General features: G+C 54.7%; 15 protein-coding genes. 9 read left to right on the forward strand and 6 right to left on the reverse strand.

Going from position 1 to position 16,286, the window contains the following annotated elements:
• Positions 1-66 precede the first annotated feature (66 nt).
• The 3 genes from QTO31_RS16520 to QTO31_RS16530 all read right to left on the reverse strand — a co-directional run bounded on the left by QTO31_RS16520 (position 67) and on the right by QTO31_RS16530 (position 2,942).
• The gene (locus QTO31_RS16520; RefSeq protein ID WP_301430175.1) at positions 67-903 is read right to left on the reverse strand and encodes a metal ABC transporter permease; all 837 of its coding nucleotides are present in this window, start codon (positions 901-903) and stop codon (positions 67-69) included.
• The gene (locus tag QTO31_RS16525) at positions 900-1,733 is read right to left on the reverse strand and encodes a metal ABC transporter ATP-binding protein (RefSeq protein ID WP_301430176.1); all 834 of its coding nucleotides are present in this window, start codon (positions 1,731-1,733) and stop codon (positions 900-902) included. Before QTO31_RS16525 ends, QTO31_RS16520 begins: the two co-directional genes overlap by 4 nt.
• Positions 1,734-1,844: 111 nt before the next feature.
• The gene (locus tag QTO31_RS16530) at positions 1,845-2,942 is read right to left on the reverse strand and encodes a metal ABC transporter solute-binding protein, Zn/Mn family (protein WP_301430178.1); all 1,098 of its coding nucleotides are present in this window, start codon (positions 2,940-2,942) and stop codon (positions 1,845-1,847) included.
• A 347-nt stretch (positions 2,943-3,289) separates the two neighbouring features.
• On the opposite strand from QTO31_RS16530, the gene QTO31_RS16535 reads away from it, so the two are divergent.
• On the forward strand, positions 3,290-4,261 hold the full coding sequence (locus QTO31_RS16535) for a GDP-mannose 4,6-dehydratase (protein WP_367620654.1): 972 nt from the start codon (positions 3,290-3,292) through the stop codon (positions 4,259-4,261).
• 5 nt (positions 4,262-4,266) lie between these two features.
• Positions 4,267-5,142, forward strand: a complete 876-nt coding sequence (gene rsmI, locus QTO31_RS16540) for a 16S rRNA (cytidine(1402)-2'-O)-methyltransferase (RefSeq protein ID WP_301430181.1) — start codon at positions 4,267-4,269, stop codon at positions 5,140-5,142.
• 290 nt (positions 5,143-5,432) lie between these two features.
• On the opposite strand, the gene QTO31_RS16545 is transcribed toward rsmI, so the two are convergent.
• Positions 5,433-6,500 carry a glucose-1-phosphate thymidylyltransferase gene (locus tag QTO31_RS16545; protein ID WP_031459428.1) on the reverse strand — a complete coding sequence of 356 codons (1,068 nt, stop codon included), beginning with the start codon at positions 6,498-6,500 and terminating at the stop codon, positions 5,433-5,435.
• 234 nt (positions 6,501-6,734) lie between these two features.
• Here QTO31_RS16545 and QTO31_RS16550 point away from each other — a divergent pair, with 234 nt between their 5' ends.
• From QTO31_RS16550 to QTO31_RS16560, 3 genes are all read left to right on the forward strand, one after another.
• Entirely contained in the window at positions 6,735-7,628 is an 894-nt protein-coding gene (locus QTO31_RS16550) for a dihydrodipicolinate synthase family protein (protein WP_031459429.1), read from the forward strand.
• Positions 7,629-7,733: 105 nt separating this feature from the next.
• The gene (locus QTO31_RS16555; protein WP_301430183.1) at positions 7,734-8,789 is read left to right on the forward strand and encodes a 3-deoxy-7-phosphoheptulonate synthase; all 1,056 of its coding nucleotides are present in this window, start codon (positions 7,734-7,736) and stop codon (positions 8,787-8,789) included.
• Between the two features lie 606 nt (positions 8,790-9,395).
• Entirely contained in the window at positions 9,396-10,811 is a 1,416-nt protein-coding gene (locus QTO31_RS16560; RefSeq protein ID WP_301430184.1) for an ammonium transporter, read from the forward strand.
• A gap of 265 nt (positions 10,812-11,076) precedes the next feature.
• Here QTO31_RS16560 and QTO31_RS16565 read toward each other — a convergent pair whose 3' ends face one another.
• On the reverse strand, positions 11,077-11,919 hold the full coding sequence (locus tag QTO31_RS16565) for an ECF transporter S component (protein WP_301430186.1): 843 nt from the start codon (positions 11,917-11,919) through the stop codon (positions 11,077-11,079).
• 657 nt (positions 11,920-12,576) lie between these two features.
• On the opposite strand from QTO31_RS16565, the gene QTO31_RS16570 reads away from it, so the two are divergent.
• The 4 genes from QTO31_RS16570 to QTO31_RS16585 are packed head-to-tail and all read left to right on the forward strand — an operon-like array spanning position 12,577 to position 15,269.
• A complete protein-coding gene (locus QTO31_RS16570; protein WP_301430187.1) occupies positions 12,577-12,786 on the forward strand; it encodes a hypothetical protein in 210 nt (69 codons plus the stop codon).
• Positions 12,787-12,797: 11 nt separating this feature from the next.
• Positions 12,798-13,178, forward strand: coding sequence for a DUF2089 domain-containing protein (locus tag QTO31_RS16575; RefSeq protein ID WP_301430188.1), 381 nt, complete (start codon positions 12,798-12,800; stop codon positions 13,176-13,178).
• Complete coding sequence (locus QTO31_RS16580; RefSeq protein WP_301430190.1) at positions 13,162-13,527, forward strand: SHOCT-like domain-containing protein; 366 nt, start codon at positions 13,162-13,164, stop codon at positions 13,525-13,527. The genes QTO31_RS16575 and QTO31_RS16580 overlap by 17 nt, the downstream gene beginning before the upstream one ends.
• A gap of 38 nt (positions 13,528-13,565) precedes the next feature.
• The gene (locus tag QTO31_RS16585) at positions 13,566-15,269 is read left to right on the forward strand and encodes a DUF4097 family beta strand repeat-containing protein (protein ID WP_301430192.1); all 1,704 of its coding nucleotides are present in this window, start codon (positions 13,566-13,568) and stop codon (positions 15,267-15,269) included.
• 171 nt (positions 15,270-15,440) lie between these two features.
• On the opposite strand, the gene QTO31_RS16590 is transcribed toward QTO31_RS16585, so the two are convergent.
• Positions 15,441-16,241, reverse strand: a complete 801-nt coding sequence (locus QTO31_RS16590; protein WP_031459438.1) for an alpha/beta fold hydrolase — start codon at positions 16,239-16,241, stop codon at positions 15,441-15,443.
• Between the last annotated feature and the right edge of the window lie 45 nt (positions 16,242-16,286).

Raw genomic sequence — 16,286 nt, forward strand, 5'->3', positions numbered from 1 at the left:
GTACATCTATCGGCAGAGATTGCTGTCAGGCGATAGGAACCCGACTGCAACAATTGTACTACAGGATCAGCTATTCCGGCGAAGCAGACGTGAACCGGCCCATGCAAGGATGAACATCAAGGTACTAACTAGCACAATCGCGGCGCCCGAGGCAATACTGAAGTAATATGAAGCGTACAGCCCCAAGACACCGGCCAGCATAGCCAGTAAGGCTGCCATAATCATCATAGTGTGCATGCGATGGGTAAAAAGTGCTGCTGTTGCCGGTGGGGTAACGAGCACTGCTAGCGTCAGCGCCACTCCAACTGTCTGGATCGCAACCACAATCGCGATGGCAAGCAGGATCAGCAAAAGCAGATCGAAGGCCTGTACCGGCAAGCGCAAAGTCGCGGCTAACACCGGATCGAAGGTCACAACCATCAACTCCTTGTAAAAGAGAACTATCGCAGCGATCACAACCGTACCAAACAGGGCAATGCGCCAGAGATCATGCTCACTCACGCCTAAAATATTGCCAAACAGAAAGTGCGAGAGATCAACCGCCGAATTCCGCACGGTTGAGATCAACGCCACCCCTAGCGCAAACATCGCAGCAAAAACAATACCAATTGCTGTATCCTCACGAATTCGGGCAGCGCGACTGACGACCCCTATCGAGAGCGAACTGATTATCGCCGCCCCCAATGCCCACCAGAAGAGTGCTCCTCGATTGGCACCATTGACCAGGTAACCCACGGCAATGCCGGGCAAAATGGTATGGGCCAGCGCATCACCCAGGAAGGCCATTCCCCGCAACACCACATACACGCCAACCACGGCACAGACGGTTCCAACCAACAGCGCTGCGATCAGACCACGCTGCATAAACGCATAATTGAGGGGAGCAGTCAAAACATCGATCATAGGGTGTTGTCCAGAGAAGGATTACAGCAACTATCGGCCACGGTGAGCAGGCCATCACCACTGCTCAGGAGATGCAAATGACCACCATAGGTCGCAACGAGATTGGCAGCGGTAAATGCTTCGCGGGCCGGCGCAAACGCAATGAGAGTGCGATTGAGCAACATCACCCGATCAAAATAGCGAGCCGCCTGTTGTAAGTCATGCAATGCTGTCAAAACCGTAACACCCTCTTGCCGCAACGTGGTTAGCGTCCGAAATATCTCGTCCTGCGAAGGAATATCTAAACCGACCAGCGGTTCATCCATCAATAATAATCGTGCTTCTTGGGCCAGTGCGCGCGCCAGAAAGACCCGTTGCTGTTGACCACCCGATAACTGCCCAATCTGACGGTTGGCAAAGGCGGCCAACCCAACTCGCTCGAGCGCCCGCTGAGCCAGTAATCGATCATGACGTGAAGGACGACGAAACAGCCCAATTCGCCCAACACGACCCATCAAGACCACATCACTGACCGAGACAGGAAAGCGCCAGTCGATCTGTAGACGTTGTGGCACATAAGCTATCTCATTCGGCACAATGCGCTCAACACCGAAATAGCGGATAGTACCAGACGAAATTGGCTGAAGACCGGCAATCACCTTGAGCAACGTGCTCTTTCCAGCGCCGTTTGGCCCCACGATTGCCACCTGTTCACCAACATTGATAGTGGCAGAAATATCGTGCAGAGCCTCGTGCTGGCGATAATGCACGGTCACATGATGCAGGCTCAGAGCAGGCACTGCCGCTACCTGAGCAACATCTCTCCCAACAGAAACAGACGGCTCCATCATAAATGAGTTTCTCCGCATGTAGTGTAGCATCATCTGATGCCCAAACCAGCGCAACGTCGGTTAGGACCGTTAACGAAACCGACGCTGCTGGTATTGTACGCCAGAATGCAACTATCCGCGCAGACCATCAACAATCGTCTGCACATTAAAGCGCATATAGTCGATGTACGTTGCCCCCGGCCCGTCTGCATCGGTTAGCGACTCGGTGAGCACCGTAAAGATGCGCACACCCGTATCACGGGCAATCTGTTCTGCTAGTTGTTTATTGGCAATATCACCAACGAAGATAGCAGGTACGCTATAATCGGCAATCATGTCTTGCAACGCAGCAAGTTCTTGGGCCGAAGGTGAAGCACTGGTGCTCACACCGGGAATGATCGATCCCAATTGCCGTAAACCGTAGCGATCAGCCATATACCCGAAGATGATGTGGTCAGCGACAATCAAGCGACGCTCGGCAGGAATGGCCGCAAATTGCTCTGCAATCCAGCGATCAAGTTCATCGAGCTGGCTCCGGTACGCAGCCGCCCGCGCAGCATAAGTATCAGCATTGGTCGGGTCAAGGCGACTCAGAGTCGCGTAAATCACCTCTACCCAGGCCTTCACATTGTTCGGATCCATCCAGGTATGAGGATCGACAGTGCCAGCACCGTGTTCATCACTGTGCTCGTCACTATGCTTATCACTGTGCTCGTCACTATGTTCGTCGCCGTGCGTATGCCCTCCAACTTCCTCCTCACTCAGGGTACGCAGAGTCAGATTCTCCGACAGGGCCACCACTTCAGCCTTCGTCCCTGAACTTGCGATCAGGCGATCAAGAAACTCTTCGTAGCCGACCCCTACGGTAAAAATAATCTGGGCAGCACTGACTCGGGCCAAATCCACAGGTGAAGGCTCGTAGCTGTGCCCATCTGCCCCAATCGGTACAATAGTCTCAACCTGTACCAATTCACCACCAACCTGACGCACAACGTCAGCAACGATGCTCGTACTTGCCATCACCATAAGAGGAGCTGCCGGAGCGGTAGTTGGCTGTGCCATTGATGCCGTTGCTGTAGGCTCCGCTGGGGCACTAGTAGGCTGTGCCATTGATGCCGTTGCTGTAGGCTCCGCTGGGGCACTGGTAGGCTGGCTTGCCGGCGCCTGCCCACATGCAGCAATCAGGAATGCGCCGATCAGTAGTATCACAATCTGTCGAATACGCTGCATAGCTTCCTCCTTCAACCTTAATGAAACATTGTTTCAAGAGATGTTATACTCTACCTGGGTATTGATTGTCAAATCAGTGATTGTTGCTTCCATCACGTATTTCCATATGCAAAAGTAGAGGCCCGGCGCCGCCGGGCCTCTAGCAGTTCTGTGCCGTCGAAACCGCTGTGTCGCCGATGGTGTCAAGGCAGGGGATGATGATCGGGGGTACCAGTGCTACCGGGGCGGCGATGGCGGGGTGGGACGGTTGGGATGACGGTGGCGGTTTGATCGACATCGGCAGTACCGTACCCCATCCGTTCCCCCAAACGTGGTATGATAGCCACGATTGCAATTCTGGAGGCGTTATGCGGGTCTTGATTACCGGTATTACCGGACCGGTGGGAAGTTTTCTGGCCGACTATCTGTTAACCATTCCTGGGCTAGAGATACATGCCTTTAAGCGTTGGCGGAGCGATCCGCGACCGATTGAGCATTTGTTGGGAAAGATCACCATTCACGAAGGTGACATTGAAGATGCGTTTTCGGTAGATCGAGCAGTTGCTACCGCGCGTCCAGATCGAATTTTTCACCTGGCCGCCCAGAGCTATCCGAGTGCTTCGTGGGATGCACCAATTTTAACTATGCGGGCAAATGTCGAGGGTACCTTGAACCTGCTCGAAGCAGCGCGTCGCCATGTTCCCCATGCCCGTATCCACATTGCCGGCACCAGTGCCGAATATGGGCCGGTGCGGCCTGACGAAGTGCCAATAAGTGAGGAACATCCGCTACGCCCGGCCAGCCCGTATGGAGTAAGCAAAGTCGCCGCCGAACTGAGCGGCCTTCAATATCACGCCAGTTATGGGATGCATGTAATCGTTACTCGATCGTTCAACCATGTTGGGCCGCGGCAGGGCGATCGCTGCTCGATCCAAACGTTCTGCCGTCAGATGGCCCTGATCGAGGTCGGGAAACAGGCGCCAGTTATGTATGTTGGTAATTTATCACCGAAGCGTGATTTTACCCATACTCGCGATGTGGCGCGTGCCCTCTGGCTGCTGATCGAGCACGGCGCGCCAGGCGAAGTGTACAATCTATGCTCAGGGCAGGCTATCAGGATCGGTGATATTGTTGATATGGTGGTTGCGATGGGGCGCGTACCGGTCACAGTACAGGTTGATCCCTCTCGGCTGCGACCAGTTGATGAACCCATCTTGCAAGGCGACAATCGCAAACTTCGGGCTACTACCGGTTGGCAACCTGAAATTGGCATTGAGCAGATGGTTGCCGAAGTGCTTGACTACTGGCGTCAGCAATTGGCTATCACCGACGGGCGATAAGCAATATGGGCACTCTCTACATTGTTGCGACCCCAATTGGCAACCTTGAAGATATTACTCTTCGCGCCCTCCGCATCTTGCGCGAAGTTCGGCTGATCGCTGCCGAAGATACACGTCATACGCGCATCTTGCTCGATCATTATCAGATCAATACACCATGTATTTCGTATCACGAGCACAACAAACTCACCCGACGCGATGAGATTCTTGCGGCCTTAAACAGCGGTGATGTAGCGTTGGTTTCTGACGCCGGAACCCCGGCGATTGCCGATCCCGGCCAGGAACTAGTTCAGGCGTGTCTGGCCGCTGGTCATACGATCACACCTGTGCCTGGCCCTAGCGCACCCATCGCTGCGCTGGTGGCATCGGGTATGGCAACCGACCGCTTTGCCTTTATCGGCTTTCTCCCCCGTCAGCAGCGCGAACGGCGTGAGCTACTGCAAGAAATCGCCGATCTTACCCTGACTGTGATCTGTTTCGAGACCCCGCACCGTCTGCTTGAGACACTAGCAGACATAGATACCATTCTTGGTCAGCGTCAACTGGCGGTCGCCAACGACCTGACCAAGCGCTTCGAGGCAATCTTCCGTGGTACAGCAGCGGAGCTACTGACTCACTTTACCCACCAGATGCCCCGTGGCGAATTTACTATTGTGATAGCCGGAGCCGCGGCGGGAGCCACCCGGAAACGTGATCGCTTGCGTTTACGTACCACCCCGGCAACCGTGGAACCGGCAGTGATCGCCGCCCATCTACAACGATTGCGCGCTGCAGGGTTGAGCGGCAGCGCCGCTGTACGCCAGACGGCCCAGGAACTCGGGGTGGCGAAAAATACCGTCTACGCGATCTGGCTGGAAATCGCCGCTGACGAAACTGCGTAAGACCGGCTCAAAACAAGAGTATGGTGGCGTTTTCGGTGCCATTCGCTGAACACGATTCAGCAACCGATGAATAGCACTCATCAATTCAAGGGTGGTAGAGTATCGCTGGCATCACCTTGCCCAGGGGCAGGGAAACCCGCCCCTACGCACATGATGAGCGAGCTAAGAGGGGTAGGGCAGACCACCCCCAACGAGAAGCTATGACATCCGCTCGCACGGCGGTCAGGTCAGGAGTCTATACCACGCTATCCCACTGGAGGGGAGAATAAAAACTTTGGAAAACCTCCGCTTCACAACACGCCAACCGTACTATTGTCGCCCAGCATAAAGCGGTACGCCTTCGGGCGCAACGGACTACGGGTAATCTCCACGTTCCGCCCGATCAAGCTATCTTCCAGGCGATGCGGGAGACCACGGATGGTACAGTATTCAAGCACAATACTGTGCTCAATTTCGCATTCTTCGATGTGGCAGTGGTGATAAATTGAGGTAAATGGGCCAACATAGGCATTCACAATCCGCGTATGCTCGCCGATAATCGCTGGCCCACGGATCGTACTGTTAATGATCTCAGCCCCTGGCTCGATAATCACCTTCCCGATAAGCTGCGAGTCGCGATCCACATACCCATGTACGGCAGGTTCAAGCTCTTCAAGGACAAGACGATTCGCCTCGAGCATGTCATCCTTTTTACCGGTATCGATCCACCACCCTTCATGAACGTAGGGATAGACCCGATAGCCATTGCTAACGAGCCACTGAATCGCATCGGTGATTTCCAGCTCACCACGTGCCGATGGCCTGATCGCCTCAACCGCTTCAAAGATGTGGTGGTCAAACATATAGATGCCAACCAACGCCAGATCAGACTTCGGCTCGCGCGGCTTTTCAACCAGACGCACCACGCGCCCGTCGTCATCGAGTTCCGCTACGCCAAACGAGCGTGGGTCACTTACCTTCTTCAGTACAATTTGGGCATTGTAATCACTCTGCCCAAATTGCTCGATCAATGAGCTGATCCCGCCTTGAATACAGTTATCACCCAGAAACATCACAAACCGTTCATCGCCGAGAAACTCGCGACTGATCTTTACGGCATGGGCCAGCCCAAGCGGCGCTTCTTGCGGGATGTAGGAAATCTTTACTCCCCAGCGCCGACCATTGCCCACTGCTGCCCGAATCTCATCGCCCGTATCACCGATGACGATACCAATATCGGTAATCCCCGCATCACGGATCGCCTCAATAACCCGAAAAAGTACCGGCTTATTTGCGACCGGTACCAGTTGTTTCGCACTGGTATACGTGATCGGTCGCAGTCGGGTTCCTTTACCACCGCTGAGCACAAGACCTTTCATAGACCGCCTTCTTGGTTCGTGTACATCTGCATGTCCTCGCCGGTTGATTCTACACCATGTATCGTAAACGGCAACTTATGGTAGAGTGAAGCCAGCGGAAAGGCAGCCTGGCCTCTCCTGAGATGATTGGTATCTACCGGTTATCAGGAAGATGATCACGACGACAAAGGATGTGGCTGTACACTTTTTGTATGGCATTAGACAGGTATCAACACGGTGAAAGGAGATACGACAATGGCAGACATTCGTGGCATCATCAGTGCAATGCTTACCCCCTTTGTTAGCGATGTTGGACCGGTCGATTACGAATGGCTCCCGGGATACCTGCGTTTCCTGGCTGATGGCGGTTTACACGGGGTATTGGCGCTAGGAACAACCGGCGAAGGACCCTCCATGAGTGTTGCCGAACGGATTCGCACGCTTGAAATCATTATGGCCCACCGTGGTGAACTGAGTGTTATTGCCGGCACCGGCTGCGCAGCGCTTACCGATACGATAGCGCTCAGTCGTGCTGCGGTAGACCTGGGTGTTGACGCAATTCTGGTGATGCCACCATTTTACATCAAGCAACCGAGCGAGGCTGGGATTCTCGCCTACTTCCGGGCGCTGTGCGATGCGCTACCGGCCGAAGCACGGGTCATGCTCTACCATATTCCACAAGTCACTGGCGTGCCTATCACTACTCCTATTATTGACGGCCTGCTAGCAAGCCATGGCGAACAGTTTTACGGTATAAAAGACAGTAGCGGTGATTGGGAACACTCTAAAATGCTGATCGATCGTTATCCCCAGTTGCGCATCTTCACCGGGAGCGACCGTCTCATCGCCCGTGCGCTGGCTGGCGGTGCGGCAGGCGCAATTACAGCCCTCTCTAGCGCCTTCCCGAAACTGGCCCGTGCCGTCTTCGATGCCTTCCACCAGGGTGGTGACGTTTCGGCAGCTCAGGCCCGGCTCAGCGCAGTGCGCGACCTGATTGATCCGATCAATACACCACCCGCACTCAAAGCCGCCTTGACCTGGACGAGTGACTTGCCGGAAACAGCCCTGCGCTTGCCACTCATGCCATTAAGCAATGAGGAAGTAACTGCGCTACGAGTAGCTTATGAGCGGATTATGACCGGCTCGTAAGGAGCTGAAAATCGTCTACCGGCAGTAACCTACCTTAATATGGAGAGCACGAAACCGCGTTATACTTCATTTTGACCAGAAACTATAGGAGAAACCGTTAGTCGTATGAGCCAGACTCCATTAGCAAACCTACACGTTCGCGAACTTACGCCACTCATGCCACCGCGAACGCTGAAGAACGAGCTACCCATCACGCCGACCGCAGCCCAGACGGTCGCCGAAACACGAGCGGCGATCCGACGCATCTTGCGCGGTGAAGACCATCGCCGCATCATGGTTGTTGGTCCGTGCTCGATCCACGATCCCGAAGCTGCTCTTGAATATGCCCGCCGCTTACAGGCATTGCAGGAACCACTAGGCGATCAGCTCCTGATCGTGATGCGCACTTACCTCGAAAAACCGCGCACCACCGTAGGTTGGCGTGGTCTGATTAACGACCCGCACCTCGATGGATCATTTGACATGGCTGCGGGTCTACGGATTGCGCGCCAACTATTACTCGCCATTAACGAGCTAGGTGTGCCGGTGGCAACCGAAATGCTCGACCCGATCAGCCCACAATATCTTGACGACCAGATCAGTCTGGCAACCATTGGCGCCCGTACCAGTGAAGCTCAAACGCATCGCGCACTGGCCAGTGGTGTCTCGATGCCGGTTGGGTTCAAGAATGGCACCGATGGCGGTATTCAGGTGGCGGTGAACGCATGCGTTTCAGCAGCGGTTCCACACAGCTTTCTAGGGATCGATGAAGACGGACGCAGTGCGGTGGTACGCACGACCGGCAATCCCGACAGCTTTGTGATCCTGCGCGGTGGTCGCTATGGTCCCAACTATCACCTGGAATACATTGTGCAGGCAACTCGTCTCATGCGCGAGGCCGAACGCACGCCAGCAGTGATGATCGACTGTAGCCATGCCAACTCTGGCAGTGATTTCCGTCGTCAGGAAGCTGTTTGGCAGACAGTCCTCGGCTACATGGTCGAGGAGTCGCTGCCGATTATCGGGATGATGCTTGAAAGTAATCTCTTCGAGGGCAAACAACCACTGGTCGCCGACCGCAGCGCTCTGCGTTACGGTGTGTCACTTACCGATGGCTGTGTTGGTTGGGATACAACCGAACGGCTGCTCCACGAAGCTCATCTGGCTCTTGCGCGACGGTAACCGGCACGGGCAGGAAGAAAGCAGGGCAGGTTCCCTTCCCGCCCTCTGCGATACACGATGTATCCCCCATGATGAGAAACAAGCGGGCGCGGCAATGTCGCGCCCCATCGTTATGCATCCATCATCGTGGACTGACGTTATCCGGTGATGATACCGCTATTACACCAGTACAGTCATTCCGATTTAGACAAAACATCCAACCTTCGCTGCACAGATATTAGTACTCCTATCCATTGGCAGCACCATTAAAGCCTGTTATCATACCAGCGTCTACAAAAGCACAAATTGGTGATTGCCACGACGCATTGGCAGTAAGGGGGTGAGCGTGCGTTACGCGGACATCTTCTGCGCTGTTGCAGTTTGAACCGCAGACGTAAAGAGCAGATCGCTTTTGAGTAACACCATTATTCGTCTAGTATTCCTTTTACAAGTTCATAGCAAGGGTTATCAGACTCTTGCAAACGCGATGGTGCCCATTCGGCCTGCGACGAGGCAGAGGCAGATGGTTTGTGCAAAATATCTAAATGAATGCCGGTCTCTTTGGGAAGACCAAACATTCATCACATGCAGGACCTTTTTTAGTACAGGGGATAAGGAGTAGTTCTCATGAAGCTTGCATGGCGCACAAAGATCGGTCTCGGTCTCGGCTTTGGCCTTGGTCTCTGGCTAGTAGGAAGTGGACGCGCTTTTGCTCAGGATGGACCTACCACTACCGAGCTGGCGGTAGCAATGAACACGTTCTTCCTACTTTTATCTGCTTTCCTGGTCTTCTTTATGCAGGCCGGTTTTGCAATGCTCACGGCTGGGATGACCCGCTCGAAAAACACCACGAACATCCTGTTTAAGAATTTGATGGACTTCGTGATGTGTTCGATCGCCTTCTGGGCGGTAGGTTGGGGCATTGCTTACGGCACTTCGGCAGGAGGATTTATCGGCACCGACCAATTTTTCCTTTCGGCAGTAACTGCCGAGGGAGAGGTACCAGTGTTGGCAAGCTGGCTCTTCCAGGTCGTGTTTGCTGGCACTGCTGCGACAATTGTTGCCGGTGCAATGGCCGAGCGCACAAAGTTTACCGCATATCTAGTCTATAGCTTCATCATCTCCCTCTTCATCTATCCAGTAGTTGTGCATTGGGTCTGGAGCGGCTCTGGCTGGCTAAATACGTACAGCGGTAGTACTGAAGGCAACTGGGGATTCACCGATTTTGCCGGTAGCACAGTCGTACACAGTGTGGGTGGCTGGGCCGCGTTGGTTGGTGCGATGATACTGGGTCCGCGCCTTGGTCGCTTTGGATCGGATGGTAAGCCGCGATCAATTCCAGGTCACAGTATGTCGCTGGCCGCACTTGGTACATTCATCCTCTGGCTCGGCTGGTTTGGTTTCAACCCTGGTTCACAGTTGGCAATTGCTTCGCAGAGCGATGCCGATGCAGTTGCTATGGTTGCTGTGACAACTAACCTGGCAGCGGCAGCCGGTGCGCTGGGCGCTCTCTTCACCGCCTGGCTGCGCTACGGGAAGCCCGACTTGGGACAGACCCTCAACGGTGTCCTTGGCGGTCTGGTTGCGATTACGGCTGGCTGTGCTTACGTTGATCCGCTGTCGTCAATTATCATTGGCTTCATCGCCGGACCAATCGTCGTCTTCTCGGCTGAACTCCTCGAAAAGCTTAAGATTGATGATCCGGTTGGTGCAGTGCCAGTTCACCTGTTCAACGGTATCTGGGGTACGCTAGCGGTTGGTCTGTTTGCCTCGATCCCTGGGAATACTGGTACGACGGGGTTGTTCTACGGCGGCGGTTTAACACTGCTCATCTCGCAGATTGTCGGTGTGGTGGCAATCGGTCTGTGGACGGTAGCAACTACAGCGCTGATGTTCTTCGCAATCAAGGCCACCATTGGTCTGCGCGTGAGTAAGGAAGAGGAAGAGGCTGGCCTCGATATTGGTGAGCACGGCGTGCAGGCCTATCCCGATCTGGTTGGCACACCGGCAGGCGGTAGCGTGAGTGGCGCGCTGGCTAAGTAGTAGACAAAATATCCCTCTCCTCCTTGCACCCCGCCTCTGTGATGCAGAGGCGGGGGTTTTTATCCCGTCATCCCCATCTGTACAAACCGTGTATGGTGCTCCTTACCGCTATCCTTCAGCAAATGAACCAGGTGCTCAGCCGTGGATGGTGTTTTGATGTTCTCAGCCTCCCCAGCAGCGATGAGAAGAGTGTGAAAAGAAAAGCGAAACAAGCGCAGCAGTGTGCGTAGAAGCGGCAGAGAAACATCCCCCTAGCAGGGCACGGCTAGGATGGAGGTGCATCCTCGACCGTGAACCAAAAGCGGTCACGAAAGCGACGCAATTCTTTGAGCACAGTACGCCCTAAGAGTGCGATCAAGATTGCATTGCCGATGGCCCGTACCGCATCCCATGCCAGCGACGTCACGAGGTAGAAGGTCATATACTGCTGAATTGTCTCGCGCAGACCGCTGCCGGGTATCCAACCCAACTCACCGGGCGGCGCAAATGGCCAGAACCAGAGATTCATCAAACCACCGAAGAGGAATCCCCAACCGTAACCAAAAGCACTGAGGAAGCCAATTTCAACCCATCCCCCTGCACGTAGATACTTTCCCAATCGACCGAGAAGACCGGCGCTCATTCCCATCCAGCCACTGACAAACATTTGAAATGGGAGCCAGGGACCGACACCACCGGTCAACAGTGCCGAAACGAGCAAGGCTAACGCGCCAAGTAGAAAACCAAAACGCGCTCCATAGGTGTAACCAACCAGAATGATGAGAAAAAAGAAGGTCGGTGAGTCGCCCGGCCCGGCCGGTAGCCGTAAGATGGCGACAACCCCGGTGAGCACTCCAAGCACGGCAACCATGCGCGTGTTGAGCCGGCCAGCGCTGAGTTCGGCAATCAAAACGATCAGCAATGCCGGACCAAGGAGGGCAAAGAAGATGGGAGCAGTAGTGGCATGCGCTGCCGTAAAGCCTGTTTCAGCCCGTCCCAGGAAAAAGGGATAGAGAAAAGCAATCGCGCCAAGCAGACAAATTAAGACCAGAACGAGATTGCTGGCGGATGCTGCCAGTTGTTTGCGCAGTCGTGATGAGGTCGCTAACGGTGCTATCGCGTGAGACATAAGTGCACTGCTCCAATGTGTTGATCTTCCTGGATATAAGTTTACCCGCTTTATCAGGGGAACGGCGCTGCTCGCTCATCATACCCGCCATCGCTCCCTTTCCCCTCCTCACAGCCTGATCAAAAACTTCTCATTGGGCACGTACCGGACCCGTGCAACCATTGTGTGAGGGGTTGCCAACATGCTTTCGCTCCATCCATTCTACATTCCCCGCCGTTTGGAGAGTACCGGATCGAACTCAGATTGCCAACGTGTTTTCGCTCCAGCTACCCCATATTCTCCCTACCTCTCCCCCATGGGGAGAGGCAGGGGGCCAGGGGGAAGGTGAAGGCGTGCTCCGCAGCACAGACGCTGAAACCGTTGCAACCCTGTTCCATTGCAAGCCTAGGTTTTTGATCATGCACCTTAGAAGAGGAATACTGTGTTTCGCCCGATCACTCGCAACTCTGACCATAGCTGCTCTCACTTTCCCGTCGTATCAGCTCATTGGAATTGGAGGCAACCGCGACAACCGTTTGCCTGCTAACCCTTCCATAGTCATTTTTCAAAGTATTGATAAGAATAGCCAATTTTTATATTGACTTTCTCTATTGGACATGGTAATATTTTGCAAGAATTGGTAAATATTGACATCTCATTGGTAAAAAGGAGGGAGACATGCTGCGAGAATTGTACCACCACGAGAAGCTTCATGCTCGTGAGCTAAACGAGCGCTATGCGCAGCTTGCGCATCGACATCACCTTCCACCTTCACGCTTCAGGCGTCGCCTTGCCCGCTGGACAGGCTTACTCTTGGTGCGGCTGGGCGCCAGCCTGCTCCGCTACGCCGCTGACCGTCGTTCTCGTCGCCTGACGTATGCCCGTTAAAGGAGGTTCCCGTGTATCCCTTACTTACCCGCGACCCTATCACTGGTGGCGAATTAATCGTCACCCGTCTCGAATCACCTGACAGCGGAATCGTGATTGAAGGACGCTTTAGCCTCGGCTGGATCGGTCGGCTTACCCCCGAACAACTAACCTTCGTCGAGCTACTCGTCAAGAATCGCGGCAATATTCAACGGCTCGCTGCCGAACTCGACATCGCCTACAACACTGCCCGTGCTCGTCTCGATGAAATTGTCGCACTCTTGGGTGGTGCTCCCGAACAGGAACCACGGCTTAATCGACGCCAAATTCTTGACCGCCTGGCCGCCCGTGAAATTTCGGTTGAGGAGGCCCTGCGCTTGCTAAAAGGAACGGAACATGAACAGCGTAAATGAAGAACGTCATCGAATTTTACAGATGGTTGAGCAGGGACAACTTTCGGCTGCCGAAGCTGCTCGCCTGCTCGACGCTCTCAGCGCTGATCCGCGACCACTCGAACGGTTACAGGCGCGACTGGTACGGATTCGCGTTACCGACTTGTCATCACAACGGCTGAAAGCATCAGTCGCTATTCCGGTGAGCCTGATCAATGTTGGACTGCGTCTCGGTGCACGTCTGGCGCCCCAATTGCAAGGTAGTGCCCTCGAAGACCTGATCCGCAGCGTTGAACGTGGAACAACAGGCCTGCTGCTCGAATGGCAAGACTTGGAAGAGGGCGAACGGATCGAAATTATTGTCGAATGAACGCTCTGCCTATACTTCAGGATCATAAGGAGTCTTGTATGAAAAAGCAAATTCCCGTCGATGTGCCGGTCACCCTGGTCATTCAGGCAGTTCACGGCGATCTGACGATTCGCGGTTGGGCGGAACCACTGCTCGAATGGCAATGTGACGATGAACAGGTAACAATACAAGCTCAGGAAAGCGGTCTGGCGTTGAGTCCATGCCAGAGCGATCTCGTGCTCAAATTGCCGCAGAGCGCCGAAGTTCACATTGCGACGATCCATGGCGACGCGCACGTGACACATCTGCGCCGCGTGAGTATTGACCATATCAGTGGTGATCTCACGTTACGCCAGATTACCGAACAGGTAACCATCGGCGTTGTCAATGGTGATCTGACAGCTTCCGCCGTCGCTGAACTGATTGTCACGAGCGACATTCAAAGTGATGTCACATTAACCGACGTACCGGTTGTCCGTCTGACAGGCGTGAACGGTGATCTGACCGGTCGTGGTGTGCTGAGTCTGTCGCTCGATCAGGTTGCCGGTGATCTCGAACTCAGCGGTTTAAGTGAGCAGGTGCAGATCAGGAGTGTAAACGGTGATGTGGCACTGGTAACCACCGGTACCGCCAGTGTAACCCTCGACCGGGTAAACGGTGATCTAACGATCCGCGGGCAGGCCAGCAGTGTCCAGTGCCTCGTAGTGAGTGGCGATATTGATACGACAGAAGCCCAGATCGATCAGCTTACTGTCGAGACGGTCGCTGGCGATGTTGAGACAGGCACCCTTGCTACCGGTCGTATAACGACCATCGGTGGTGATCTGGAGATCGGGAACATCACGAGGGAGTTGACAATCGGTACGGTTGGCGGTGATTGTACGATTGAACAGGCGACCGGTACCGTTACGCTTAACACCATCGGTGGTGACCTCTGGTTACGGGCCGCGATCACCGCTCACACAACGCTGCAAGCCCGCGTTGCCGGCGATGCAACCATTGTTCTTCCCGAGTCGCCTGATGTTACAGTGACGGCTGTTGTCGGTGGTGAAATCAGAGGTATCGAAGGACACCCATCATTGTCCGGCCAAACGGTCGAACTACGTTATGGGAACGGTACAGCCAGCATCCATCTGCATGTTGGTGGTGATCTGATGATAAAAGGTACCGATCATCCCGGTTCGTTCAGCAGTATCAGCGCGCAGTTAGGCAAAGAATTAAGCGAACTGGGCCGTGAGTTGGGTCGCGAACTCAGCGAACTGGGCCGAGAGTTAGCATCTGAACTCCGCCGTGCACTATCCGGTAGTGATCCCGATGCTGCCAAACGTGCTCGTGATGTTGCCGAACGCTTCTCCGCCCAGGCTCAGCGCTGGCGCGATACATCCGGTTCTGAACAGGTACGGGTGCGGATTAATCAGCGTGAATGGCGACTCGATCCCGAACGTATCGAGCGGATCAAAGATCAAGCGCGTCAGGCCGCAGCTACCGGTTTGAGTAGCGCTCTCGAAGCGGTCGAGCGGGCACTGAGCCGGATTCAGCCACCTCAACCACCAACAGCGCCACAGCCGCCCCAACCACCTACCCCACCACCACCGGCGACCGGCCCAACCATTCAGCTTCGCAACCCGTCCTCTCAAACACCGCTCAACGATGCTGAACGTGAACAGCAGCGTGCTTCAATTTTACAAATGGTCGCCGAAGGCCGCATCTCACCCGCTGAAGGCGATCTGCTGTTAGCCGCACTCGATGACACCGGTGCGTGAACAAAAAGCTAATAGACATGCGCGGTAGACGAGGTAAACCCTCTATGATGAGCGGTAGGTGATGTTGCGTAATTAGTCTCTACCCCCTGCCTCACACCGCTTGCGAGAGGCAGGGGCTGACAAAAAGGCTGGAGTACCAGGCGCATCGCGCTAGCGAGCTGCCAAACAATCCTACTGTTGCTGTAGCGCATCAACCTTCATTACCAGCTCGACCAGCGCCAGATTAAATTCAGCCGGTCGTTCAATAGCACTGAGGTGACCCGCCCCAGGGATTACAACGAAGCGGCTCTCTGGAATGGCTTCATGCATCGTGCGCGCTTCGGCAGGCGGCGTCAGCGCGTCTTCGGCGCCAACCACCACGGTTGTTGGCACACGAATATTGGCAAGTAATGAGGTCGAGTCTGGGCGTGCGGCCATCGCGTGAAGCGCAGCCGCAATTCCTTCCGGCGGATTGGCGGCCGCAATCTGTAATAGCTCAGCCCGGAGTGCTTCACTCGCTTGTGGCGCAACCAGATTGGGCAATACCCTGCTGGCGAGCGCCGCACTCCCTTCGCGTAACACAAGCTCGGCATTGGCTGCCCGCGTCGCACGAACCTCATCACTATCGGCAGTGGCGCGCGTATCAGCCAGTACCAGACCACTGATCCGTTCTGGTGCTCGTCGCAACAGGGCAAAGGCAATGTACCCGCCCATCGATAATCCGGCCAGCACAACCCGTTCAAGCCCCAACGCATCGAGCAGCTCTAGCACGTCAGATGCGTAGTCATCGAGCGACTGAACGAGCGGATTTTCTCCTGAGCCACCAAAACCGCGGAGATCAGGAGCAATCATTCGCATTCGATCGCGCAAACTCATTAACTGAACACGCCATAACGCTGCACTCAATGGGAATGCATGCAGCAAGACGACCGGACGCCCGGTTCCTTCATCATCGTAGCGTAGACGTACACCGCTTGGGAGGGTTATCTGCATATCTGCCTCCGTGTGGTACATCAATAGTGTGATAGATATACGGGT

The sequence above is a fragment of the Chloroflexus sp. MS-CIW-1 genome (genome assembly GCF_030444705.1).
In the GTDB taxonomy this organism is placed as follows: domain Bacteria; phylum Chloroflexota; class Chloroflexia; order Chloroflexales; family Chloroflexaceae; genus Chloroflexus.

Coding starts and splice junctions, on each gene's coding strand:
- QTO31_RS16520 (WP_301430175.1), bottom strand. CDS start 903: ATGATCGATGTTTTGACTGCTCCCCTCAATTATGCGTTTATGCAGCGT.
- QTO31_RS16525 (WP_301430176.1), bottom strand. CDS start 1,733: ATGATGGAGCCGTCTGTTTCTGTTGGGAGAGATGTTGCTCAGGTAGCG.
- QTO31_RS16530 (WP_301430178.1), bottom strand. CDS start 2,942: ATGCAGCGTATTCGACAGATTGTGATACTACTGATCGGCGCATTCCTG.
- QTO31_RS16535 (WP_367620654.1), top strand. CDS start 3,290: ATGCGGGTCTTGATTACCGGTATTACCGGACCGGTGGGAAGTTTTCTG.
- rsmI (WP_301430181.1), top strand. CDS start 4,267: ATGGGCACTCTCTACATTGTTGCGACCCCAATTGGCAACCTTGAAGAT.
- QTO31_RS16545 (WP_031459428.1), bottom strand. CDS start 6,500: ATGAAAGGTCTTGTGCTCAGCGGTGGTAAAGGAACCCGACTGCGACCG.
- QTO31_RS16550 (WP_031459429.1), top strand. CDS start 6,735: ATGGCAGACATTCGTGGCATCATCAGTGCAATGCTTACCCCCTTTGTT.
- QTO31_RS16555 (WP_301430183.1), top strand. CDS start 7,734: ATGAGCCAGACTCCATTAGCAAACCTACACGTTCGCGAACTTACGCCA.
- QTO31_RS16560 (WP_301430184.1), top strand. CDS start 9,396: ATGAAGCTTGCATGGCGCACAAAGATCGGTCTCGGTCTCGGCTTTGGC.
- QTO31_RS16565 (WP_301430186.1), bottom strand. CDS start 11,919: ATGTCTCACGCGATAGCACCGTTAGCGACCTCATCACGACTGCGCAAA.
- QTO31_RS16570 (WP_301430187.1), top strand. CDS start 12,577: ATGCTGCGAGAATTGTACCACCACGAGAAGCTTCATGCTCGTGAGCTA.
- QTO31_RS16580 (WP_301430190.1), top strand. CDS start 13,162: ATGAACAGCGTAAATGAAGAACGTCATCGAATTTTACAGATGGTTGAG.
- QTO31_RS16585 (WP_301430192.1), top strand. CDS start 13,566: ATGAAAAAGCAAATTCCCGTCGATGTGCCGGTCACCCTGGTCATTCAG.
- QTO31_RS16590 (WP_031459438.1), bottom strand. CDS start 16,241: ATGCAGATAACCCTCCCAAGCGGTGTACGTCTACGCTACGATGATGAA.